At 70.1% G+C, this 22,694-nt stretch carries 19 protein-coding genes; 6 read left to right on the top strand and 13 right to left on the bottom strand.

Annotated elements, in window-relative coordinates; genetic code table 11:
• Nucleotides 1–49: 49 nt before the first annotated feature.
• The 5 genes from ABN273_RS13815 to ABN273_RS13795 form a co-directional block, all read right to left on the bottom strand.
• Nucleotides 50–1,219 carry a Gfo/Idh/MocA family protein gene (locus ABN273_RS13815; protein WP_349449140.1) on the bottom strand — a complete coding sequence of 390 codons (1,170 nt, stop codon included), beginning with the start codon at nucleotides 1,217–1,219 and terminating at the stop codon, nucleotides 50–52.
• Nucleotides 1,220–1,242: 23 nt separating this feature from the next.
• Nucleotides 1,243–2,877 carry a type 2 periplasmic-binding domain-containing protein gene (locus ABN273_RS13810; protein ID WP_349449139.1) on the bottom strand — a complete coding sequence of 545 codons (1,635 nt, stop codon included), beginning with the start codon at nucleotides 2,875–2,877 and terminating at the stop codon, nucleotides 1,243–1,245.
• Nucleotides 2,878–2,901: 24 nt separating this feature from the next.
• Nucleotides 2,902–3,783, bottom strand: a complete 882-nt coding sequence (locus tag ABN273_RS13805) for a carbohydrate ABC transporter permease (protein WP_349449138.1) — start codon at nucleotides 3,781–3,783, stop codon at nucleotides 2,902–2,904.
• Entirely contained in the window at nucleotides 3,780–4,691 is a 912-nt protein-coding gene (locus tag ABN273_RS13800; RefSeq protein ID WP_349449137.1) for an ABC transporter permease, read from the bottom strand. Before ABN273_RS13800 ends, ABN273_RS13805 begins: the two co-directional genes overlap by 4 nt.
• A 151-nt stretch (nucleotides 4,692–4,842) precedes the next feature.
• The gene (locus tag ABN273_RS13795; RefSeq protein ID WP_349449136.1) at nucleotides 4,843–5,988 is read right to left on the bottom strand and encodes an ROK family transcriptional regulator; all 1,146 of its coding nucleotides are present in this window, start codon (nucleotides 5,986–5,988) and stop codon (nucleotides 4,843–4,845) included.
• A gap of 148 nt (nucleotides 5,989–6,136) precedes the next feature.
• Between ABN273_RS13795 and tdh the strand changes: the two genes are divergently transcribed.
• From tdh to ABN273_RS13775, 4 genes are read left to right on the top strand one after another with little or no spacing between them, the layout of a single operon-like run.
• Entirely contained in the window at nucleotides 6,137–7,237 is a 1,101-nt protein-coding gene (gene tdh, locus ABN273_RS13790; RefSeq protein WP_349449135.1) for an L-threonine 3-dehydrogenase, read from the top strand.
• On the top strand, nucleotides 7,237–8,406 hold the full coding sequence (locus tag ABN273_RS13785; RefSeq protein ID WP_349449134.1) for a glycine C-acetyltransferase: 1,170 nt from the start codon (nucleotides 7,237–7,239) through the stop codon (nucleotides 8,404–8,406). The genes tdh and ABN273_RS13785 overlap by 1 nt, the downstream gene beginning before the upstream one ends.
• Before the next feature lie 13 nt (nucleotides 8,407–8,419).
• Entirely contained in the window at nucleotides 8,420–9,322 is a 903-nt protein-coding gene (locus ABN273_RS13780) for a LysR family transcriptional regulator (protein WP_349449133.1), read from the top strand.
• 44 nt (nucleotides 9,323–9,366) lie between these two features.
• Nucleotides 9,367–9,510, top strand: a complete 144-nt coding sequence (locus ABN273_RS13775; RefSeq protein WP_349449132.1) for a hypothetical protein — start codon at nucleotides 9,367–9,369, stop codon at nucleotides 9,508–9,510.
• Here the strand turns inward: ABN273_RS13775 and ABN273_RS13770 are convergent.
• From ABN273_RS13770 to ABN273_RS13735, 8 genes are all read right to left on the bottom strand, one after another.
• Nucleotides 9,496–11,289 (bottom strand): GTPase, encoded by a 1,794-nt coding sequence (locus ABN273_RS13770; protein WP_349449131.1) that lies wholly within the window; start codon nucleotides 11,287–11,289, stop codon nucleotides 9,496–9,498. The two genes, ABN273_RS13775 and ABN273_RS13770, sit on opposite strands and share 15 nt — an antisense overlap.
• The gene (locus ABN273_RS13765; RefSeq protein ID WP_349449130.1) at nucleotides 11,286–13,004 is read right to left on the bottom strand and encodes a GTPase family protein; all 1,719 of its coding nucleotides are present in this window, start codon (nucleotides 13,002–13,004) and stop codon (nucleotides 11,286–11,288) included. The genes ABN273_RS13770 and ABN273_RS13765 overlap by 4 nt, the downstream gene beginning before the upstream one ends.
• A gap of 45 nt (nucleotides 13,005–13,049) precedes the next feature.
• Complete coding sequence (locus tag ABN273_RS13760) at nucleotides 13,050–13,706, bottom strand: response regulator transcription factor (protein WP_349449362.1); 657 nt, start codon at nucleotides 13,704–13,706, stop codon at nucleotides 13,050–13,052.
• Nucleotides 13,707–13,771: 65 nt separating this feature from the next.
• Nucleotides 13,772–15,184, bottom strand: a complete 1,413-nt coding sequence (locus ABN273_RS13755) for a sensor histidine kinase (RefSeq protein ID WP_349449129.1) — start codon at nucleotides 15,182–15,184, stop codon at nucleotides 13,772–13,774.
• Nucleotides 15,184–15,876, bottom strand: coding sequence for a response regulator transcription factor (locus ABN273_RS13750; protein ID WP_349449128.1), 693 nt, complete (start codon nucleotides 15,874–15,876; stop codon nucleotides 15,184–15,186). Before ABN273_RS13750 ends, ABN273_RS13755 begins: the two co-directional genes overlap by 1 nt.
• 17 nt (nucleotides 15,877–15,893) lie before the next feature.
• Nucleotides 15,894–17,084 (bottom strand): L-2-hydroxyglutarate dehydrogenase, encoded by a 1,191-nt coding sequence (gene lhgD / locus ABN273_RS13745; RefSeq protein ID WP_349449127.1) that lies wholly within the window; start codon nucleotides 17,082–17,084, stop codon nucleotides 15,894–15,896.
• 125 nt (nucleotides 17,085–17,209) lie between these two features.
• On the bottom strand, nucleotides 17,210–19,219 hold the full coding sequence (locus ABN273_RS13740) for a hypothetical protein (protein ID WP_349449126.1): 2,010 nt from the start codon (nucleotides 19,217–19,219) through the stop codon (nucleotides 17,210–17,212).
• Between the two features lie 119 nt (nucleotides 19,220–19,338).
• A complete protein-coding gene (locus ABN273_RS13735) occupies nucleotides 19,339–20,400 on the bottom strand; it encodes a LacI family DNA-binding transcriptional regulator (RefSeq protein ID WP_349449125.1) in 1,062 nt (353 codons plus the stop codon).
• Between the two features lie 110 nt (nucleotides 20,401–20,510).
• Here ABN273_RS13735 and sigJ point away from each other — a divergent pair, with 110 nt between their 5' ends.
• Both sigJ and ABN273_RS13725 read left to right on the top strand, forming a co-directional pair.
• Nucleotides 20,511–21,362 (top strand): RNA polymerase sigma factor SigJ, encoded by an 852-nt coding sequence (gene sigJ / locus ABN273_RS13730; RefSeq protein WP_349449124.1) that lies wholly within the window; start codon nucleotides 20,511–20,513, stop codon nucleotides 21,360–21,362.
• A 55-nt stretch (nucleotides 21,363–21,417) separates the two neighbouring features.
• Nucleotides 21,418–22,572, top strand: a complete 1,155-nt coding sequence (locus ABN273_RS13725) for an NAD(P)/FAD-dependent oxidoreductase (RefSeq protein WP_349449123.1) — start codon at nucleotides 21,418–21,420, stop codon at nucleotides 22,570–22,572.
• Nucleotides 22,573–22,694 lie beyond the last annotated feature (122 nt).

Genomic DNA, 22,694 nt, shown 5'->3' with positions numbered 1-22,694 from the left:
TCATCTCCCGGCCCGCTCCCGAGACATCTCTCCCCCCAGCGTATCCCGGTCAGCCCTGCCCGGCGTCGAAGTACGCGACCAGCTCCGGATCCAGCGGCGGCACGTCGTACGGCATGCCGCCGTTCCGCAGCGACATCGTGGCCATGTAGCCCGCCGCCACGCTCATCCTGGCCGCCACCGGAGAGGTGTCCGTCGCGCCGCCGTCCCGGACGAACCGGCAGAACTCCGCCATAATCTGCGAGTCCGCGCCCCCGTGCGACCCCTCCGCGGGCGGCACCTTGTACGCGATGTCGCAGTCGTCCCGGTAGGCCGTGGGGCCCGTGTTCCACACCTTGACCGTGTCCCCCGGCCCGTCGCCGAAGTTCTCCAGGCGGCCCTCCGTGCCGATGACCGTGTAGTTGCGCACGTAGTCGGGCGTGAAGTGGCACTGCTGGTACGCCGCGATGACACCGTTGTCCAGCCGCATGTTCATCACCGACACGTCCTCGACGTCCACGATGTGGTGCAGGCCGGTGCGCGAGGCCGGCGGCCACTCGTACTCCTGCAACCACCCGTCGGGCCGCGGCGTGCCGGGCGCGCGGCGCGGCAGGTCGCCGTAGACCATGAGGTCGCCGAAGGCGTTCACCCTGGTCGTGTAGCCGCCGGCGAGCCAGTGGATCACGTCCAGGTCGTGCGCCGCCTTCTGCAGCAGCAGGCCCGTGGTACGGGTGCGGTCGGCGTGCCAGTCCTTGAAGTAGTAGTCGCCGCCGTACGACACGAAGTGGCGCACCCAGACGGTCTTCGGCTCGCCGATGACGCCCTTGCGGATGATGTCGCGCATGACGCGGACCACGCCCATGTGGCGCATGTTGTGCCCCACGTACAGGCGGGTCCCGGTGTCGCGGGCGGCGCGCAGGATGTTGTCGCAGCCCTCCACCGTGATCGCCATCGGCTTCTCCACGTAGACCGGCTTCCCGGCCTGGAGGCAGTCGATCGCGATGGTCTCGTGGGTGTCGTCGGGGGTGTTGACGACGATCGCGTCGAGGTCGCGCCGGTCGAGCAGCTCGCGGTAGTCCCCCGTCAGGAACTCCGCCTCGAACCTGCCCGCCTGCCGCTTGAGCACCGCCGGGTCGGAGTCGCACAGGGCGGTCACGATCGAGCCCCTGCCCGGCCGGTGCGCGTGCAGGGCGAGGCTCGTCCGCAGGCCGAGGCCGATGACGCCGATGCGCAGGTCTTCCACTGGTGTCCTCTCAAGAGAAATGATCAACCTTTGGCGATGGAGGCCTCGTACTCGGCCCGCATCGCCTCGCCGCCCCTGCTCAGCCACTTCTTCACGAACGCGGGCCAGTCAGAGAGCGGCTTGCGGCCGGTGACGATGTCCACGACCATGTCCGAGCCCATGGTGCTGAGCTCGCCGTTCTTCTGCGTGTAGGTGTCGGAGAAATGGCCGGTCGTGACGCGTTGCTGGAGCATCGGCGCCACCTTGGTCTCGAAGTCGTGGATCAGCTTGGTGTGCTCGGGCTGGCCGGGCAGGAAGAGCGCGGAGGGCGAGCCGATCACGAACGAGATCGGCTGGAGCGTGGTGGGCACCTCGGCCCTGCCCTTGTCGGTGAGGGTCAGATCGCCGTCCTTCTTGGTGAAATGGGTGCCCGCCACGCCGAAGTTGACGAGCTGGTACTCCTCGGTGCCGAACGGCGCCGCCATGTAGTTCAGCACGCCCAGCAGCGTCTCGATGCGCTTGGGGTCGACCTTCTTGCTGATCGAGGTGAAGCCCACCGAGCCGAGGCCCGCGTTGTAGACCGGCTTGGACGACGGGGTGGCGGCGAAGGGCACGATGGCGCCGAGCTTGTACTTCTGCGTCCTGGCGAGGTTGACGAAGCCGGGGAACGACTCCACGAAGGCCCCGATCTGGCCGTTGGCCACCTTGTCCTGGATGGTGGCCAGGCTGGGGTCGGGCCAGAACAGCTTCGCCTTGAAGCACTTGACCGCGAGCTCCAGCGCCGCCTGGTACTCGGGCGTCTCGAACTGGTGGGTCAGCTTGCCGCCCGCCAGCCGCCAGGTGTTCGGCGCGCCGTACCAGTGGCTGAACATGTGGACGTGGTTGTAGTAGGACGGCTCGAGCGGGTACTTGTTCTTGCCGACGTCGAGCAGCTGCTTGGCCTTCTCCAGGAAGTCGTCGGCACTGGCGAACCCGACGCCCCCGACGGGCTCCCAGTAGTCCTGGTTCACCAGGAAGATCTGCCCGAACCTGCTGTACGCCACCGCCACGCCGAAGATCTTGCCGTTGGTGACGGCGGACTTCCAGGTCAGGTCGCCCAGGTTGGCCAGGTTCGGATACTTCTTGATCGCGTCGCCGCTCAGGTAGGGCGTCAGGTCGTGGAACTTGGCCTCAAGCAGCTCGGGCACCCGCTGCAGGCCCTGGTTCGGCGGGAACCAGACGAGGTCGGGCAGGTTGTCGCTGGCGACGATCGCGTTGAACTTGTCCGGGTAGCCGTCGCCGACCACGATGTTCATGCTCCATTCGGAGCCGAGGGCCTTGCTCAGCTCCTGCAGGTAGGTGTTCTCGCCGGGGGCGGGCGGCGCCACGTCCCAGGTCTGGGTGAGCGAGGTGATCTTCTTGCCGTCCCCGGGCGGGGCCGCGACGGACTTGACCAGCTCGCTCGGGTACTTCAGGTACGCGGGGTCCTGGCCGGCGTCGGTCGGCAGGTCGGGGGCGGGGATCTTGGCCGCCGTGAAGGTCGGCAGGGCCAGCTTCTTGGACAGCTCGGCGCCGCCCTTCTTCACGCCGGCCGTACCGCCCTCGCCCCCGCAGGCGGCGAGCCCGGCGACCGTGACGCCGGCGAGCGCGAGTCCGAGAAAGCCGCGGCGGGACAGTGTCGAAGACAGGGTTGATGACATGGTTCTCTCCTGCGAACGGGGGGTTCAGCCCTTGATGGCGCCGGTCAGGACGCCCTTGGTGAAGTACTTCTGGAGGAAGGGGTAGGCCAGCAGGATCGGCACGAGCGCGATGATCAGCACTGCCATCTGCACCGACGAGGCGGGCAGGTCGCGCACGATCGCGACGTCGGAGCCGGTGGCCGCGGTGCCGCGGAAGATGTACTGGCGCAGCACGACCTGGATCGGGTGCCTGGTCTGGTCGTTGATATAGAGAATCGCGTTGAAGAACGTGTTCCAGTACGAGACCGCGTAGAACAGCCCCACGACCGCGATCACCGCCTTTGACAGCGGGATCGCGATCCGCCACATCATCCGGAACTCGCCGCACCCGTCGATGCGCGCCGCCTCGAACAGCTCTTCCGGCAGGTTCTGGAAGAACGCCCTGACGACGACCACGTTGAACGCGTTGACCAGCACGGGCAAGATGAGCGACTGGTACGTGTCGATCATCCCGAGCTCCTTGACCATGAGGTAGCTGGGGATCATGCCCGGCGTGAACAGGAACGTGGCCAGCACCATCAGCAGGATCGGCCGGCCGCCGGGCATGCCGCGCCGCGACAGCGCGTAACCGAGGAAGACCGTGCAGATCAGGCTGAGCGCGGTGCCGGTGACCGTCATGCCGATGCTGATCAGCACCGACCTGGTGACCGCGCCGCCGGACAGGATCAGCTCGTACGCCTCGAAGGTCGGGTGGGACGGCCACAACACGTAGCTGCCGCCGTTGGCGATGCTCTCCGCGCGGCTCATCAGGCTGGTGCCGACGGCCAGCCCGAACGGGTACAGGACGGCCAGCGTGATCGCGGCCAGCACCACGAACTTGAGCGTGCGCCCCGCGATCGCCGGGCGCTCCATCCACGGCGGCCTCATCGATAGATCCCCTGCTCTCCGAAGCGGTGTGCGAGCTTGTTCGCCGCGTAGATCAGCGCCGCGCCGATGAGGCCCTTCATGAGGCCGGCGGCGGTGCTCATGCCCCAGTCGCCGTCGCGGATGCCGTGGTAGTAGACGTACGTGTCGATCACCTCGGCGGCGCCCGCGCCCACGGCCTCGCGCTGCAGGACCATCTGCTCGAAGCCGACGGACAGGATGTCGCCCAGGCGCAGGATGAGCATCATGAGGATGACCGAGCGGATACCGGGCAGCGTGACGTGCCACAGGCGGCGTTTCCAGCCGGCGCCGTCGATCGCGGCGGCCTCGTAGTGGCTCATGTCGATGGCGGTGATGGCGGCGAGGAAGATGATCGTCCCCCAGCCGCAGTCCTTCCAGATCACCTGAGCCGTCACGAGGAGCTTGAACGTGTCCGGGTTCGACATCAGGTTGCCGATGGTGATCCCGTGCGCGTTCAGGAACGTGCTGACCGTCCCCGCACCCCCGATGACCTGCTGGAACATCGCGACCACGACCACCCACGAGAGGAAGTGCGGCAGGTACACGACGGTCTGGACGAAGCGCTTGATCCGGTGGCCGACGAGCGAGTTCAGCAGGAGCGCGAGCGCGATCGGGGCGGGGAAATAGAGGACGAGCTGCAGCACGGTGATCTGCAGGGTGTTGCCGACCGCGCTCCAGAACTCCGGCTCCTCCAGCAGCATCACGAAGTTGTCCAGCCCCACCCACGGGCTGCCCGCGATGCCGAGGAACGGCGCGTAGTCCTTGAAGGCGATCACGTTGCCCAGCAGGGGAACGTAGAAGAACGCTGCGAAATACAGGATGCCGGGCAGGCACAGCACCAGCAGCGTCCAGTCGCGCTTCAGCCGCCCGAGCAGGGGAACAGCGGCCACGCTCACCTCCAGTCCGTACGAGTTGGCTGGAGGCTAGTCCGTATTTATGCAAATAACTAGGGTAAATCTTGCAGCTCTGAGCACGGCAGAGGGATCGATGCCGCTCAGCGACCTGGCCGTGACGGAAGAGTTACCTAATTAGCCAAGTCGTCTACGTAAAGAGCAGGCGGTCGGCGTGGTCCAGCGCGAACCGCACCGCCCCGAGCGTGATGCACTCGCTGCCCAGCTCCGAGGCCACCACCTCGGGCGGATAAGCACAGAACTCCGCGAACAGCTCTTTGACCGGCTCCACCAGCAGGTCACCGGCCGAGGACAGGCTGCCGCCGATCACCACCATCTCGGGGTCGAGCGGATTGACCACGGTGATCAGCCCGGCGGCCAGGCCGCGCGCGAGCTCCCTGACCGCGTGCCCGGCCTTCTCGTCGCCCGCCCGCGCCCTGGCGATCGCGAACTCCGCGCTCTGCCTGCTGGAGCGCAGCTCCCCCGGCTCCACGGCCATGGCGTAGTCCATCACGTGGCGGTAGGCGGTCCAGTTGTTGTACGGCTGGGCGCCGATCTCGCCGGAGGCGGCGTGGGCTCCCCGGTGCGGGCGGCCGCCGATGAGCAGGCCCATGCCGATCCTGTCGCCGGTGAACAGGTAGATCACGTCGTGGCGGCCCCTGGCGGCGCCGCGCCAGTGCTCGGCCAGCACGGCCAGGCGCATGTCGTTCTCGACCAGCACCGGCGCGGGCAGCCTGCGGCTCAGCTCGCCCTGCAGGTCGAGGCCGGTCCAGCCGGACAGGACCATGCTCTTCACGACCCGCCCCGCGCCGTCCACCGTACCCGTGGTGCCCACGCCTACGACGGCGACGTCCGCGAGCGCGACGCCCGCCTCGGCGGCGGCCTCGGCGGCCAGCGCGGCGACGGCGTCGAGCCGCTCGCCCGCGGGCATGTCGCGGTGGTTGGGCGCGCGACGGTTGACCACGATCGTGCCGTTGAGATCGGTGACCATGGCACGCAGCCGGGAGCCGCCGATCCCGATCCCCAGCACGTGAGCCGCCGCCGCGCGGAACCTGAACCGCCTGGCCGGGCGCCCCCGCTGGCGATCGCCCGGCTCCTCGCCGCACTCCTCGGCCCAGCCCTCCGCCACCAGCTCGTCCACGATGACCTCGGCCGTCGGCCTGGACACCCTGGCCGCCCTGGCCAGCTCGGACAGCGTCGCGACCTGGGCCTCGCGCAGGATGCGCAGGATCGCCGCCGAGTTGAGCCTGCGCAGAAGGGAGGCGTCGCCGCTCTGCTGCCGCACCGCGACCTCCATAGCATTAAGTACAAGTTACTTACCTAATTATGCCTGGCTTTGCCGCGGCGTGAAGCAGAGCTGTGGGGGCACTTAAGAATCCCTCGATGGACATGCTCGGAGGTGAGCGGGCACAGTGCGTTAGGTTCGGACTAGGGGGAGTGAAGCCATGAAAGCGCTGGTCAAGGAGAAGGCCGAGGCCGGCCTCTGGCTTGCCGACGTGCCCGAGCCGGAAGTGGGCCCCGGCGAGGTGAAGATCCGGGTGCTGCGGACCGGCATCTGCGGCACCGACCTACATATCCGGAAATTTGATGATTGGGCGCGGCAAACCCTGCGGCTCCCGCTGATCGTCGGGCACGAGTTCTGCGGCCACGTGGTCGAGGTGGCGCCGGGCGTCGAGGACGTCTCCGTCGGCGACCTCGTCAGCGGTGAGGGCCACATCGTGTGCGGCAAGTGCCGCAACTGCATGGCGGGCCGCAGGCACCTGTGCCGCAACACGATCGGCCTCGGCGTCAACAGGAACGGCGCCTTCGCCGAATACGTCACGCTGCCCGCCTCCAACGTCTGGGTGCACCGGGTCCCCGTCCACCCCGACGTGGCGGCCATCTTCGACCCGTTCGGGAACGCCGTGCACACGGCTCTGTCGTTCCCCCTGGTCGGCGAGGACGTGCTGATCACCGGGGCGGGCCCGATCGGGCTGATGGCCGCGGCCGTGGCCACGCACGTGGGCGCGCGCAACGTGATGATCACCGACGTCAGCGACGAGCGGCTCGACCTGGCCGGCAAGCTCGGCGTCTCCCTCGCCCTGAACGTCTCCAGGTCGTCGATCGCCGACGGCATGCGGCAGCTCCACCTGCGCGAGGGCTTCGACGTGGGGCTGGAGATGTCCGGCAACCCGCAGGCCATGCGCGACATGATCGCTAACATGACCCACGGCGGGAAGATCGCCATGCTCGGGTTGCCCGCGGAGGAGTTCGCGGTCGACTGGTCGACCGTCGTGACGTCCATGATCACGATCAAGGGCGTGTACGGCCGGGAGATGTACGAGACCTGGTACAACATGTCCGTCCTGCTGGAGAAGGGGCTCGATCTCTCCCCTGTGATCACCGACCGGTTCCCGTACCAGGACTTCGACGCTGCCTTCGACACGGCCGCCAGCGGCAGGACGGGCAAGGTCATATTGGACTGGAGCGGAGGAGCTCGGCCGGAGAGAGCGAGGAACGAGCCAACGGAGGCCGAAGCGGCCGCGACCATGAACAGGAGCGCCTGATGTTCACAAATGTCCGCGAGCAGCTGCGTACGACGCTCGACGAGATCACCGAGGCCGGGCTGCTCAAGCCCGAGCGCGTGATCACCACCCCGCAGAGCTCGTCGGTGAGCGTGGCCGGGCGCGAGGTCCTGAACTTCTGCGCCAACAACTACCTCGGCCTCGCCGACAACCCCACCGTGATCGAGGCCGCCAAGGAGGCGCTGGACCGGTGGGGGTTCGGCATGGCATCCGTACGGTTCATCTGCGGCACCCAGGAGGTGCACAAGGAGCTCGAAACGCGCCTGTCGGACTTCCTCGGCATGGAGGACACCGTCCTCTACAGCTCGTGCTTCGATGCGAACGGCGGCGTCTTCGAGACCCTGCTCGACGCCCAGGACGCGGTGATCTCCGACGCGCTCAACCACGCCAGCATCATCGACGGCATCAGGCTCTCCAAGGCCCAGCGCTTCCGTTATGCCAACCGCGACATGGCCGAACTGGAGGCCCGGCTGAAGGAGGCGTCGGAGGCGCGGCGGCGGCTGATCGTGACCGACGGCGTGTTCTCCATGGACGGATATCTCGCGCCGCTGCGGGAAATCTGCGACCTGGCCGAACGGTACGACGCCATGGTGATGGTCGACGACTCCCACGCCGTCGGCTTCGTCGGGCCCACCGGCCGCGGCACCCCTGAACTGCACGGCGTCACCGACCGGATCGACATCATCACCGGCACGCTGGGCAAGGCGCTCGGCGGCGCCAGCGGCGGCTACGTCTCGGCCCGCAAGGAGATCTGCGATCTGCTGCGGCAGCGCTCGCGCCCGTACCTGTTCTCCAACTCGCTCGCCCCCGTCATCGCCTCGGCGTCGCTGCGCATCCTCGACCTGCTGGAGACCTCGAACGAGGCCCGCGAGCGGCTCCGCTCCAACACCGCGCGCTTCCGCAGCGAGATGACCAGGGCCGGGTTCGACATCCTGCCCGGCGACCATCCGATCGTGCCCGTCATGATCGGCGACGCGGCCGAGGCCGCCGCCATGGCCGAACGCCTGCTCAACCTCGGCATCTACGTCATCGGCTTCTCGTATCCCGTCGTACCGCACGGCCAGGCCCGGATCCGCGTCCAGCTGTCGGCCGCCCACTCGGAGCAGGACGTGGATCACGCCGTCCAGGCGTTCATCCAGGCCCGAAGGTGAGTATTCTCGCTGCGTGATAGACACGCGGCGGTTGCGCACGCTGCGGGCGGTGGCCGACCATGGCACGGTCACCGGCGCGGCGGCCGCACTGCACCTCACCCCGTCGGCGGTGTCCCAGCAGCTCGTCGCGCTGGAGCACGAGGTGGGCCACCGGCTGCTCACCCGTGACGGGCGCGGCGTGCACCTCACCGCCGTCGGCAAGATCATGCTCGGCCACGCCAACGAGGTCCTCGCCCAGCTCGAACGCGCCGAGGCCGAGGTGGCCGCGTACACCACGGGCGAGGCGGGCGAGGTCACGGTGGCCTGCTTCGCCACCGCCATCAGCGCCGTGCTCTCCCCCGCCATCGCCGCCCTGCGCGCCACGTCCCCCGGCGTGCACGTACGCGTGCTGGACGCCGAGGGTGACCACAGCCTGGCCATGCTGCTGGACGGCGAGGCCGACCTGGCCATCACGGTCGAGTACCGAGGCGCGCCCGACGCGGCCGACCGGCGCCTGTCGCGTCTGCCGCTGTACGCCGAGCCGTTCGACCTGGTGCTCCCCCAGGACCACCCGCTGGCGGGTTCTGCCACCCTCGTGTCGCTCTCCGATGCGACCTGGATCGGGCCGTATCCCGGCAACCCGGTGCACGACGTGATCACGTTCGCGTGCCGGCAGGCGGGTTTCACGCCGAACCTCGCGCACTGCTCCGACGACTTCCGCGCCGTGGTCGCCCTGGTCGGGGCGGGGGCAGGAGTGGCTCTCGTGCCGCGGCTGGCCCTGCGCGACATGGCGCTGGCGGGGGTCGTGGTCCGCCAGACGCCGGGGCCCGAGCGCCGCGTCTTCGCCGCCATTCGCCGCGGTGCCGACGCCCACCCCCTCCTGCGCCCGCTCCTGTCGACGCTGCGCACGATTGCCGGCTCCCTCGGGACAGAGTGAAACATCCCGGCTTATCCGGACATCTCCTCCGGTGTGTTCGCCAATTGGAAGGACCGCCACGTGACTCCTCCGCCGCCTACGGCACCCGATCTTGGGGGTACCGGGCCGGGGCACGGCTCGTGGGGCTGATGCTGGTGCTCGGGGTGGGGCTGGCGGCCGTGCTGCTCCGGCCTTCACGTGCCGTCTAGGGCTCGGTTGATCGCCGCCATGAAGCGGGCGTACCGGTCGAGCTCCACTCTTACGGGTGCCAGCACGAGCTCGTCGCTCACCTGGCCGATGGCCGTACGCAGGGCTCTGGCCGTACGCCTGGCCCTTCTCCTTCCGCCTGCCCACGCGGCCAGCCGGGACAACAACGCGATCAGCACCCCGGCGAGCGCACCGCCCAGCAGCAACACCGTCGGCCACGGCACCACGCCCACGGTCGGGAGCGGCGGCTGGGGCAGGCGCAGGTAGTCCATCGCGAACAACCCGCCCAGCCACAGGGCACCGGCCAGCATGGCCGCGAACACCAGCCACTGCAGCACGTTCACCGCCCGCCACCACCTGGGACGCCTGGTGGCGCGGAAGGACGTCGTGGCCACCGCGCGGTCCACCTCGTCGGCCAGCTCCCGGGACCGGGACCGCGCCGCCTGCCGCACCGCCGCCGCCCACGGGCCGGGCAGACCCGCCGCGGCCGCCTCGCCGACGTCCCTGATCGCCGTCTCAACCTTCGCCCTCTGTACGGCCGAGGCCGCGGGCACGGACGTACGACCGACGATCCCCACCCCCGGCGGCCGGTCGGCCGATCCCCCCGGCGGCTCACCCGGCAGCTCGTCCCGTGGCCCGCCCGCCAGCTCGCCCCGCGGCTTGCCCGCCACTTCGGCCCGCAGCCTGCCCGGCGGCTCGCCGGGTCGCCTGTCCGGCGGCCGGCTCGGCCGTTCGCCTGCCGGAGCGGTGGTGCCGATGCGCAGCCTGCGGAGCGGGTCGGGCCGGAACTTGCGGATCCAGCGGGTGACGGGCCATCCGGTGGCGACGACAGCACGGTGCCGATGTCCTTTCGCCACGGCCTGCACGACCAGCGGCACCCCGGCCGCGTCACACAGCGCAGCGGTGAGCGCCCGGTCCATCCCCGCCGTCCGCCCCGCGCCGCCCTCTGCCACCCCGCTCGCCGTACCGTCCTCCGCCGCTGGTCCGCCGAGACGGGTGGCGGCGGTGGTGACGTCGGCGGCGAGCCGCGTGGACCAGGACCTGCGGTGCGCGACACGCTCGCCGAGCAGCGAGCGGAGCTCCGCGAGCCCGGCACCCGTACGGGCCGAGGCGGCAAGGGCCGGGACGCCCGTCAGGCCGTCCTCGTCCAGCAGGCGGCGGAGGTCTCCGAGGCAGCGCTCGACAGCGTGCGCGGGGAGGCGGTCCGCCTGGTTGAGCACCACCAGCATCACGTCCCGGTGGGCGGAGAGCGGGCGGAGATAGCGGTCGTGGAGGGCGGCGTCGGCGTACTTCTGCGGGTCCACCACCCACACCAGCAGGTCCACCAGCTCCACCAGGCGGTCCACCTCCAGGCGGTGGGAGAGCTGGATGGAGTCGTGGTCGGGCAGGTCCAGGAGGATAAGTCCGGACAAGTCGGGGGCAGGGGCGGCGGAGTGGCGCTGGGGGATGCCCAGCCAGTCCAGCAGCGAACCGGAGCCCTCGCCGTCCCACAGCGCCGCCTGGGCGGTCGAGGTGGTGGGCCGTACGACGCCCACCGCCGCCAGCTCCTCCCCGGCCAGGGCGTTGTAGAGCGACGACTTGCCGCTGCCCGTCGCACCCGCCAGCGCGGCCACCGTGTGGTCGACGGAGAGGTTGCGGCGCGCCCCGGCTCGTTCCGCGACCGCGCGTGCGCCGGACACCGCCTCTTCGGCCAGCCGCCCCTCGGCCAGCGAGGCCGCCTCGAGCAGGGCCGCCAGCCGGGAGTCGAGAGACGGGCCTTCCTTGCGGCGAAGCAGCTTCATGGGCTCTCCCCCGTGGTCAGCGGGAGCTCCGCGCGGTGGATGTGGATGCGCTCGGCCGCCACCCGAAGCGCGTTCGCCGTCCCGCCCGGCGGCTCCACCGCCTCCAGTTGAGCCATGAACCGGTACGACTCCTCCTCCAGCAGCATTCGCACCCGATCCCGCAGGTCCGCCCGCGCGGCCACGGTCAGCGTACGCACCGCCTGATCCCCGAAGACGGCCTCCAGCAGCTTCTGCGACAGCAGGCTCGTCCCGCCCGCGATGCCCACCTCGATCCCGGTCAACCCGCCCGTCGAGGCGAACGCGCCCAGCATGAGCAGCAGCCCCGCCCCGTTCACCCCGAACGACGCCACGCGGGCGGCCGTCCGCCGCTCGGCCCCCTCCTCTCGTACGAGGTCAAGGACGTACTCCTGCCACCCGCGGACCGCCGACTCCGAACGCTTGCCCAGGTCGGCCGAGGCGCGGCCGAGCCGGGCGGACTCCATGGGGCCGAGCCGTTCCAGCAGGTCGGGCCCGCCGGGCGCGGCCGACCAGCCTTCCAGGGCGCGCTCGGCGGCCCCGTCGGCGGCGCCCCTGATGAGCGCCTCCACGCCGCTCTCCAGGGCGTCCCTGAGCTGGAGCTCGGGCACCCGCCCCGTGAAGAAGCCGACGATCCTGTCGCGCAGCCAGCCGACCCGGCTCTCCAGGGAGCGCATGAGGTCGCCGGTGCCGATGAAGTCCTGCCAGCGGGCCAGCACCTCGCCTCGCAGCAGCGACCCGTCACGCATGCCCGCGTCGAAGTCGGCCAGCCCGCCCGCGTAAGCGCCCGCCACGATGGAGCGCAGGCCGTCGAAGGCTGCCTGCTGGCGTTCGACGGCCTCGGCCAGCGCGGGAACCCGGGTGGCCAGGCTGTCGAGCGCTCCCGACAGCGTCTGGCGTACGACGCGAGATCTCTCCGCGGCGTCGGCGGCCAGCCCGGTGAGCCAGGAGGAGATGGGCCGTACGGTCTCCGCAGGCAGCCTGGCCTTCTCCGCGGGGAGCACGGCCTCGGGGACGGTGAACAGCAGGGTGCCGTCGAGTCCGTTCTCGGCGAGCAGGCGGGAGAGGTCGCGCGAGACGGGACCGACCGCGTCCGGGGACACCCGGTCGAGTACGAGGGCCAGGGCGGTGCTGCGTTCGCGGGCGGAACGCAGGAAGCTCCACGGCACCTCGTCGGCGTACCGGGCAGCGGTCGTGACGAACAGCCAGAGATCGGCGGCGGCCAGCAACTGGGCGGCGAGCTCCCGGTTGGCGACCACCACTGAGTCGATGTCGGGCGCGTCGAGCAGCGCGAGACCGGCGCCGAGCGCATCCGACGTGACCACCCGCAGCGCACCCGGTCCGGTGCCTGTGGCACGGGACAGGCTGGGGAGCACGTTCTGGCCCATGAACCAGGCACGGTCGGCCGGGCTGACCACGAGCGTGGGCACCAGCGTGGTGGGCCGCAGCACGCCGGGCTCAGTCACGTCGGCCCCGACCAGCGAATTGACCAGCGTGGACTTGCCCGCTCCCGTGGATCCACCGACGACGGCCAGCAGCGGCGCGTCGAGGGCGCGCAGCCGGGGCAGCAGGTAGTCGTCGAGCTGTCCGGCGAGCTCACGCTGCGCGCGCCGATCGCGCGCTGCCTCGCCCACCGCCAGCGGGAACAGCTCGCGATCCAGCGGCCGGCGCAGCGCCTCCAACGCGGCCAGCAGGTCCATAAGCTCAAGCTACCCACGGTTGACCGCGTTCAGCGGATGTTGCACCTAACCCGGAGGCGGTTCCCTGAGCACGTAGCCGACGCTGCGGAGGGTGTGGATGAGCCGCGGCTCGACGTCGTCCACCTTGCGCCTGAGGTAGGAGACGTACGACTCGACGACGCCGGCATCGCCGCCGAAGTCGTAGTTCCACACGTGGTCCAGGATCTGCGCCTTCGACAGGACGCGGCCCGCGTTGACCATGAAGTAGTGCAGCAGCTTGAACTCCGTCGGCGACAGTCGCACCTGCCGCCCGCCCCGCCACACCTCGCGGGCGTCCTCGTCCAGCTCCAGGTCGGCCACCTTGAGCTTGCTGGCGGGCACGCCCTCCCCGCGCGTGCGCCGCAGCACCGCCCGGATCCTGGCCTGCACCTCCTCCAGGCTGAACGGCTTGGTGACGTAGTCGTCGCCCACCCGCAGCCCCGCGATCTTGTCCTCGGTGTCGCCGCGGGCGGTCAGGAACAGCACAGGGGCGTCGATCCGCCTGGCCACCTCGAACCCGTCCAGGTCCGGCAGCATCACGTCGAGCACCACAAGGTCGGGCGAGGCCCGATCGGCCACCTCCACGGCCTCCTGCCCGTCGGCGGCGGTCAGCACCTCGAACCCGGAGAAGCGCAGGCTGGCGGAGAGCAGATCCCTGATGCTGGGTTCGTCGTCCACCACCATGATCAGCGCCTCGGGTTTCGTCACCTACTTAGAGTGACTCAACCACCTGAGGGTTAGCTGAAGGCTCACTCCAAGGCGAGTGGGAGTTCCACCCGGAAGGTGGAGCCGGCTGCCGGCGAGCTGTCCAGCGTCACCGTGCCGCCGTGGGCGCGGACGAGGGCCTGCACGATGGCCAGGCCGAGGCCGCTGCCCCTGTCCTCACCGGAACGGCGGCGCGACCTGGCGGAGTCGGCGCGGTAGAAGCGCTCGAAGACGTGCTCGACCTGCTCGGGGGTGAGTCCCGGGCCCTGGTCGACCACTTCGAGGAAGAACGTGTCCGCGCCCGCCCCGGCCCGGACGATGATCGGCGAGCCGGGTTCGGTGTGGATGATGGCGTTGGTGACGAGGTTGCTGATGACCTGGCGCAGCCGTACCTCGTCGCCCGAGACGATCAGGGCCGCGCCGCCGACCACGTCCAGCTTGATGATCCGGTCAGGCGCGAGGATCCTGGCGTCCTGTACGGCGTCCGCGGCCAGGGCCAGCATGTCCACCGGGCGCATCTTGAGCGGCCGCTGCTGGTCCACCCTGGCCAGCAGCAGCAGGTCGTCCACCAGCAGGCTCATCCGGCCCGCGGCCTTCTCCACGCGCTGCATCAGCTCGGCGGGGTCGGCGCCGGGGTTCTGCCTGGCGTACTCGGCGAACCCGCGGATCGAGGTCAGCGGGGTGCGCAGCTCGTGCGAGGCGTCGCCGACGAACTGGCGCATGCGGTCCTCGGAGCGGCGGGCCGCCGCCTCGGACGCCGACCGCGCCGTGAACGCGGCCTCGATCTGGGCGAGCATCCCGTTGAGTGACCTGGCCAGGCGTCCGACCTCGGTACGCGGGTCGGCGTCCGGCACCCGGCGGCCCAGCTCTCCCCCGGCGATGGCCTCGGCCGTGCGCTCGATCTGGCCGAGCGGGCGCATGCTGCGCCGCACGATGGTGATGCCCACGACGGCCAGCAGCAGCAGGATGCCGCCGCCGCCCAGGAGCTCGATGAGCACGAGCCGCCTGGTGATCGCGTCGACCTCCTCCATGTCCACCGCGACCACGAGCGTGCGCCGCTGGACCGTGCTCTCCAGCACCCGCCACTCGCCGGTGCCGCTGATCGCGCGGGTGGTGTACGGATCCGCGCCCGGCGACGGCGACAGCACCGGCTTCGGCTTCACGTCCACGTCGCGGTCGGTCAGCATCGGCACGAACTGGCCGCCCGGCTCCTTGACCAGGGCGATCGCGTCGGACTCGATGAGGATCGGCCGGTCGGAGGTCTCCCTGTCGTTGCGCCAGTCGCTCCTGACCTTCTTGACCATGCGGGCGCTGAGCAGAGTGAGCTGGCTGTCCACCCGATCCATGAGATAGCCGTGCAGCACCGAGACGCTCACCAGGCCGATGAAGGTCAGGCCGAACCCGAGCAGGGCCAGCATCGACGCGATGAGCTTGATCCGCAGCGGCAGGCCGCGCATCAGGGACTCGGTGGCAGGCGTAGGACGTAGCCGACACCGCGCAGGGTGTGGATGAGCCGGGGGCTGCGGTTGTCGATCTTCCGGCGCAGCACGGACACGTACGACTCGACGATGCCCACCTCGCCCCGGAAGTCGTAGTCCCACACGTGGTCGAGGATCTGCGGCTTGGACAGGACGCGGCCGGCGTTCGTCATGAAGTAGCGCAGCAGCTTGAACTCGGTCGGCGACAGCGCCACCGCGTTGCCCCCGCGCCACACCTCGTGGCTCTCCTCGTCGAGCTCGATGTCGGCGAACGTCAGCCGCGGCGGGGCCGCCGGGAGGTCGCCGCTCGTACGGCGCAGGACCGCGTGGATCCTGGCGACCACCTCCTCCAGGCTGAACGGCTTGGTCACGTAGTCGTCGCCGCCGATCGTGAGCCCGCGGATCTTGTCCTCGGTCTCGTCACGCGCGGTGAGGAACACCACGGGCGTGTGCAACCCGCCGCCGCGCAGCCGCCTGACGATCTCGAACCCGTCCAGGTCGGGCAGCATCACGTCGAGCACGACGAGGTCAGGGCGGTGCCGCTGCACGGCGGCCACGGCGTCGTGGCCGCTCTTCGCGGTGGTCACGTCGAATCCCGCGAACCTCAGGCTCGCGGCGAGGAGCTCGAGGATGTTCGGGTCGTCCTCGACTATCAGCAGGCGTGATTCCATCACATCCAAGGATGCACTCATCGGACGAGTGCTGGGACAATTCCGGCGATATGCCGGGCAATTGCCAGGCTGGAGGTGGCCGCGGGCGAAGGCGCGTTGCGTACCAGGACGATGTTGCCGTGCACGTCCACCACGAAGTCGTCGAGCAGGTTGCCGTCCCTGGAGACGGCCTGGGCGCGGACGCCGCCGGGAGCTCGTACGAGGTCGGCGGCGGTGAGCTCGGGAATGTAGCGGCGGGCTCCATTGAGGAAGGCTTTCTTGACGAAAGATCCGTACGCCTCCTTTATCCCGGTACGCCAGTGGGCCATGGCCATGCGCAACGTCCCGGGCCAGCCAAGAATTTGCCCGAAATCACGGATATTTCGCCATTGGTAGCCTTCATAAGCCAGGGCGAGCACCGCGTTCGGCCCCACCAGCACTCCGCCGTCGATCTGCCGGGTCAGATGCACTCCCAGGAACGGATACCGCGGGTCCGGCACCGGGTAGATCAGCCCGCGCACCAGGTCCTTGGCCGCACCCCGGAGCGCGTAGAACTCCCCCCTGAACGGGACGATCCGCACCTCACCCGGATATCCCGCCATCTCGGCCACCTTGTCGGTCTCCAGCCCGCCGCACACCACCAGGCGGTCGAAGGCGAACTTCCGATTCGCCGCGACCACCTCGACTTTTCCTGAACGCTCCCTGATCCCCCTGACCGGATGCGAAAGGCGTACAGAACCGCCCATCTCCGCCACATCAAGCGCGAGCCGGCGCGCGACGGCGGGGAAGTCGCAGATCGCTGTGTGCGGCGAGTGGATCGCGCCGACGCCGACCGCGTACGGCTCGATCTCGCGCAGGCCGAGCGCGTCGAGCTCGGCGATGCCGGGCACGCCGTTGGCGCGCGCCCGCTCGGCCAGCGCGCTCAGCAGCGGCCGCTCGGCCTGGTTACTGGCGACGACCAGCTTGCCGGCCTCTTCGTACGGCAGCGCGTGCGCGGCGCAGTACTCCTTGAGCAGCGCCACACCCTCGCGGCACAACCTGGCCTTGAGCGAGCCGGGCGGGTAGTAGATGCCCGCGTGGACGACGCCGCTGTTGTGCCCGGTCTGGTGGGCGCCGACGCGCGACTCCTTCTCCAGCACGGTCACTTCGGCACCCCTGGCCTTGGCCAGCTCGCGCGCCACGGCCAGGCCGACGATGCCGGCTCCCACGACCCCGATCTTCTCCGTCACACTGCCGATTTTCCGGCTAACCGGCCGTCCCCGCCATATCTTGATGAATCACGCCCTCCCTTGTCTGGACGCTCTTCTCCTCCTCGCCGTCAAGGCGGTGACTCTCGTCGCGGCTGGTCGGTCGTTCATGGTCGGGATGGGGTGGATCTCAGGAGCAGGGCCAGCGCCCAGTCCTGATCGTTGGCCAGCGGGTCGGCTCGGTGGGCCGGTCGGCCGTCGACGCAGCTGGGCATGATGAACGCGCAGGTGGCATCGCCGTCGGCGCCGAAGTCGACGAGGTTCGCGGCGAAGATCGCATCCGCCGCGCGACGGGTCTCGTCATCCGTCAGCTCGTCAGGCAGCTGCCGCAGCGCGACGGCGGTGAGGACACTCCAGTAGTGCGGGAAGGTGTCGCCCCATTGCCGGTCGATGCCGAACCAGTAGCCGTCCCAATGACGAATGCCGATGTCCCGCAGCCGCACGTGCGGCTGCGGGCCACCGAATGCCCGCAGCCACCGGACAGCCGTACGCAGGGGCGCGAGGAAGTGGTCGTCGGGCTGGATGGTGAACGCGGTCGCGAGCAGGCTGACGAGGGGCGCGACCATCGACTGTTCGTAGGTGACCTCGTGTGCCGGCAGGTCGGTGCCGAGGTCGGCGAACCGGCGAGCGTGCCCGATCAAGGCCTTGCGCAGTGCGGCCGCACGTTCCAGGTCGCCCCGCCCTTCCAGCGCCGCCGCCACCGCGACAACAGCCTCCGCGTGCCCGATCGAGAGGTGATCGGACACACCCAGCGCATAGCTGGCCGCCAATAACGATGCGGCGAGGTCCAGATCGGCGGCGTCGCCGTAGAGGTCGAACTGCGTCTGGAAGAAGTGTGCCAGCCACGGGGTGTTGTAGAGCCGGAGCGGCTCCGTGCCCTGTCCGGCGCTTCGTCCCACCGAGCCGTCCGGCCGCACGAGACGCCGGCGGGCGAAACCGGCGAACCCGTGCAGTGCGTCATCGATCGCCGGCTGGTCGCCCCAGCCTCGGAGCCGGGCTTGCTGGAGGAGGACGGCCATGCCGACCCGCTCGCCCCCGTGTCCCCAGTCCGGCCAGGCGTTCTCGGTCTGCCGCAGCCCGGTGCGGGTGTCGACCGGGACGAACGCATACCGATCGGGCTCGGGTCGCTCGTCCGGACGGTGCTCGCGCAGGATCCGCTCGATCCGAGCCTCGACCAGGTCGCGCACCGGTGCCAGGAAGGCGACCCCGGTCCGGCTGCGCCGCCCGTCGCGCTCGAGATCGATGTACGTGACGCCGTGACGAGTGGCGATGACCCGGTCGCCGGCGACACCGTCCCCGGGGACGAGCTTCGCCCCGTCGGCGAGCTCCACCCGCAGGGCGTCGCCGGCCGGTGCGGTCAACGCCGGCAGCTCCGCCGGCGCGTCCGTGTCGGCGAGGAAGGCCTCGCGACTGTCGTACCAGCTGATTTCCCAGGTCAGCTGGTAGCTCTCGGTGGGGGCGAGCGTGAAGATCGGCTGTCCGCCGAACGAGTCCGGGTTCCGCGCGTGGTCAGTGGGGTGGACCAGGAGGTGTCCCCGGGCGTCCGAGGACGTGTGCCTGTTGCGGGACTCCACCGAGTACGCCCACAGGCTGCCTTCTCGCACGATCACGCCGAGCAGCGGCGCGTTCCCCGACATCGGCTCGGCGAGCAGCCATGACCACGCACCTCCGGTGAACACGTGCGCATGACAGCTGCGCGCCAGCGCGGTCGCCGCCCCGTCGTAGAGGTCGCGGATCGGCGTGTTGACGGCCAGCCCCGTGAGGGCGATCTCGTGGTCGCCGGTGTTCGTCCAGGTGTAGGTCTCGGTGAAACGCCCGTTGCGCGCCCGTCGGGTGACCTCCAGCCCGAGCCCGGGAAGCGGGCGGTGCCGAGCCGTCACACCGTCGGCACGCCAATCGAGATCGACCGGGGACGCCCAGCGGCCGGATCCCTCCGGCGTGATCATGAAGCCGGATCCCCAGGAGTGGTCGGGGCCGTGCCAAGTGTCCAGCGCCTCGTCCAGCAGATAGAGCCGGTCAGGGTCGGCGGCGTGCTCGAACGACACCGGCGCGCCGTCCTGTCCCAGGAGCACGCTCCCCCCACCGAATTCGAACCTGCGCGTCACGTTCAACCCCATCGGCTCATTGTCGATACGTATCGAATCGCGGGACATCACATCACGGCGGGCAGGAATGTGGCAAGGAGAACTTTCCGGCCCCTACGGCAGTACGGGCCGCTCGGCGTTCGGGCCGGCCGTCACGGCCTTTCGGAGAACACCGTGGTACTGGCACGCCGCGTGAGACCGCGCGGCTCCACGACGTGACGGTCCTCGCCGCCCGGGACGACGCCGTCCAGCTGGTCGAAGAGGACCGACATCGCCAGCCTGGCCGTGTCGCGGGGCTCGGGCGAGACATTGGTGACGGGAACGCCGTAACTCAGTGCGACGCTGTCGGAGCACAGACCGACCAGCGAGAAGTCCCGTCCCGGCATCAGACGATGGATGGCAGAGAGCTGGAAGGCCCAGCCGACCACCTTCGGCGTCCTGGCGATGAGCCCCAAGCGGTCGCCCGACCGCCGGAACAGCCGTTCGGCCACCTCGCTGACCCCTGTCCAGCCGGGGCGCCGCGGACGCACCATCTCCAGATCCAGACCGCGGGCGTCGGCGGCGCTCGCCAATCCGGCGCGGAACTCGTTGATGAAGTGATACTCCGTCTCGACCCCCGGCGCCTCGCTGACGAAGTCTTCGTTGATGAAGACCGCGTGCCGATGCCCGGCGTCGGCGAGCTCCGCCACCAGGAGCTCGCCGGCCCGACGGTGGTCGAAATCGACCCAGTGCAGCCCATGGCTGTCCTGTGGCGTGCCGATGAGCACGACCGGCACGCCGAGACTCGCCGCGACGGGAACACGATCGTCGTGCCGGCGGATATCCATCAGCACCATGCCGTCGCAGATCGAGCGCTTGGCCAGGCGGATCAGTCTGTCCGGCCCTGCCTCGGCAGTGACCAGAACGACTTCGATGTCGCGTTTGCCGGCCTCCTCGACGACCGCGTCGACGTACGGGATCGTGTCCGCCCCATCGACCTCCTCCGACATCCGCACCACGAGCGCGATCACGTTGGAGCGACGCTCACGTAGCGCCCGGGCTCCCGCATTGGGCTCATAGGTCAGGCGAGCGATCGCGTCCTCGACACGTTTCCGCGTTTCTGCCGAGATGGAGCGTTTGCCGCTCATCACATAGGAGACCGTGCTCTGCGACACCCCTGCGAGTGCGGCGACATCCTTGCTGGTCGGCAGGGACCGATTACCCCGGCGGTTCATGATGAAAGCGTAACTTGCGGCCTGCACCGCACCCCCTGCGCTGATCCGAAGGAAATCGCCCTGCCTAGAATCAGGGGTCGATCAGCGATCCGAGGGCGTAGGAGGCCGAGGTGGCAGCCGACTGGGAAGCGCATCGCCCCGCGGTTTTCGGGGCGGCCTACCGGATCCTCGGCACCGTGGCCGAGGCCGAGGACGTGACGCAGGAGGTCTGGTTGCGCGCCGCCGCCGCCGACCTGTCCGAGGTGCGGGATCTGCGGGCCTGGCTGGTGACCCTGGCCGCCCGGACGTCCTACAACGTGCTGAAGTCGGCGCGCGTCCGGCGCGAGTCCTATGTCGGACCCTGGCTGCCCGAACCGCTGCTGAGCGGGCCCGACGCCGCCGCCCAGGTGCTCATGGACGAGTCGGTGAGCACCGCGATGCTGGTGGTCATGGAGCGGCTCACCCCCGCCGAACGCGTCGCGCTGGTGCTGCACGACGTCTTCGACTTCCCGTTCGCCCGGATCGCCGAGGTGCTCGGCGGCACGCCCGCCGCCAGCCGTAAGCTCGCCTCCCGCGCGCGGGCGCGGGTGGCCGCGGTCAAGGAGCGGCCCCAGGCGTCCAGGGCCGAGACCGAACGCGTGCTCAAGGCGTTCAAGGCGGCCGCCGACGCGGGAGACATGGCCGCACTCGTCGGCCTGCTGCACCCCGAGGCCGTCTATGTCGCCGACGGCGGCGGCAAGGCGACCGCCGCGCGCAGGCCGGTCCGGGGCGCCGAGACGATCGCCCTGCTGGCGGTCAGGCAGATCGAGATCAGGCGCCCCGACGCGGTCCAGATCATCGAGGTGAACGGGCACCCGGCCCTGGCGACCTACCACGGCGGCGAGCTGGTCTGGCTCGACACCGTGGAGATCGCCGACGGGCGGATCACGACGTTCAGGAGAATGACTAATCCCAAGAAACTCGCCCGCATCGGTCACATCTGAACCCGCCATCTTGTCTCCCTGCCGACCATCCCAGGTGAGAGAGAAGGACGAGACAGTGGCACACGTTGTGATCATCGGAGGCGGTTTCGCGGGCGTGTGGAGCGCGGCGGGAGCGGCACTGGCACGCGGGGACGCGGACCTGCGCATCACGCTCATCGCGCCGAACGAGCACCTGGTGCTGCGGCCGCGCCTGTACGAGCCGGAGCCGGACCTGGCCAAGGTGGAGCTGCGCAGGATCCTCGAGCCGATCGGCGTCGAGCACCTGCACGCCTCGGTGAGCACGATCGACACCGACCGCCGCGTGGTGGTGGCCGACGGCGCGGAGCTCGGCTATGACCGCCTGGTGCTGGCGGCGGGCAGCAAGCTCGTTCAGCCCGAGGGCCTGCCCGGCGCTGAACGGCTCTTCGACATCGACACCCTGGACGGGGCGCGGCGGCTCACCTACCATCTACGCGACCTGGAGGACTACTCCGCCGTGGTCGTCGGCGCCGGGTTCGTCGGCCTGGAGGCCGCGACCGCACTGTCCGCCCAGGGCCGGGTGCTGCTGGTGGACCGGTCGGAGGTGGTCGCAGACCAGCTCGGGCCGGGCCCGCGCGAGGAGATCGAGGCGGCGCTGGACGAACTCGGCGTCGAACGCCGCCTCGGGACGACGGTGACGGAGGTGGGCGACGGATACGCCGTCCTCTCCGACGGCACCAAGGTCGAGGCGGACGCGGTGGTCTGGTCCGTGGGGATCAGGGCCAGCGAGCTCACCCGGCAGATCTCCGACGAGCTCGACCACCTCGGCCGGGTGCCGGTGGACCAGCGGCTGCGCGCCCTTCCCGAGGTGTTCGTCGCCGGGGACACGGCCGCGGCGGCGTTCGACGCCGAGCACACGGTCATGCAGGCATGTCAGCACGCCACCCCGCTCGGCAAGGTCGCCGGGTACAACGCGGCGGCCGACCTGCTCGACGTGCCGCTGCGCGACTTCACCCCCGGCCCGTACGTCACCTGCCTGGACCTGGGCGGCGCCGGCGCGGTCTTCACCCGGGGCTGGGACCGCAGGGTGATGGCCTCGGGTGCCGACGGCGCGACCGTCAAGAAGCGGATCAACCAGCACATCCACCCGCCGGTCGACGACGCCTCGAAGATCCTCGCCGCCGCCGACCGGGTCTACCTCGAGCTGCCCTTCTTCCCCCGCGACGAGGAGCAGGCCGCCCCCGCCGCATGAACCCCGCGCCCTTCCAGAACGCGGCGGCCCACCGGTCCGCCGCGTTCCCCCGGCTCTCGCGCTCAGGCCGCTCAGACCCTCTAGCTGATCAAGCTCCCCGCTCGGAGATGACCATGTCGTAC

The sequence above is a fragment of the Nonomuraea sp. B19D2 genome (assembly GCF_040137845.1).
GTDB lineage: Bacteria > Actinomycetota > Actinomycetes > Streptosporangiales > Streptosporangiaceae > Nonomuraea.
The sequence above is the reverse complement of the archived record's forward strand: the minus strand, read 5'-3'. Positions and strand labels throughout refer to the sequence as shown.

What these genes read in the sequence shown, in the direction of transcription:
- ABN273_RS13810 (WP_349449139.1), bottom strand. Translation starts at nt 2,877, where the DNA reads ATGTCATCAACCCTGTCTTCGACACTGTCCCGCCGCGGCTTTCTCGGA.
- ABN273_RS13805 (WP_349449138.1), bottom strand. Translation starts at nt 3,783, where the DNA reads ATGAGGCCGCCGTGGATGGAGCGCCCGGCGATCGCGGGGCGCACGCTC.
- ABN273_RS13795 (WP_349449136.1), bottom strand. Translation starts at nt 5,988, where the DNA reads ATGGAGGTCGCGGTGCGGCAGCAGAGCGGCGACGCCTCCCTTCTGCGC.
- tdh (WP_349449135.1), top strand. Translation starts at nt 6,137, where the DNA reads ATGAAAGCGCTGGTCAAGGAGAAGGCCGAGGCCGGCCTCTGGCTTGCC.
- ABN273_RS13785 (WP_349449134.1), top strand. Translation starts at nt 7,237, where the DNA reads ATGTTCACAAATGTCCGCGAGCAGCTGCGTACGACGCTCGACGAGATC.
- ABN273_RS13770 (WP_349449131.1), bottom strand. Translation starts at nt 11,289, where the DNA reads ATGAAGCTGCTTCGCCGCAAGGAAGGCCCGTCTCTCGACTCCCGGCTG.
- ABN273_RS13765 (WP_349449130.1), bottom strand. Translation starts at nt 13,004, where the DNA reads ATGGACCTGCTGGCCGCGTTGGAGGCGCTGCGCCGGCCGCTGGATCGC.
- ABN273_RS13760 (WP_349449362.1), bottom strand. Translation starts at nt 13,706, where the DNA reads ATGGTGGTGGACGACGAACCCAGCATCAGGGATCTGCTCTCCGCCAGC.
- ABN273_RS13755 (WP_349449129.1), bottom strand. Translation starts at nt 15,184, where the DNA reads ATGCGCGGCCTGCCGCTGCGGATCAAGCTCATCGCGTCGATGCTGGCC.
- ABN273_RS13750 (WP_349449128.1), bottom strand. Translation starts at nt 15,876, where the DNA reads ATGGAATCACGCCTGCTGATAGTCGAGGACGACCCGAACATCCTCGAG.
- ABN273_RS13740 (WP_349449126.1), bottom strand. Translation starts at nt 19,219, where the DNA reads ATGGGGTTGAACGTGACGCGCAGGTTCGAATTCGGTGGGGGGAGCGTG.
- ABN273_RS13735 (WP_349449125.1), bottom strand. Translation starts at nt 20,400, where the DNA reads ATGAACCGCCGGGGTAATCGGTCCCTGCCGACCAGCAAGGATGTCGCC.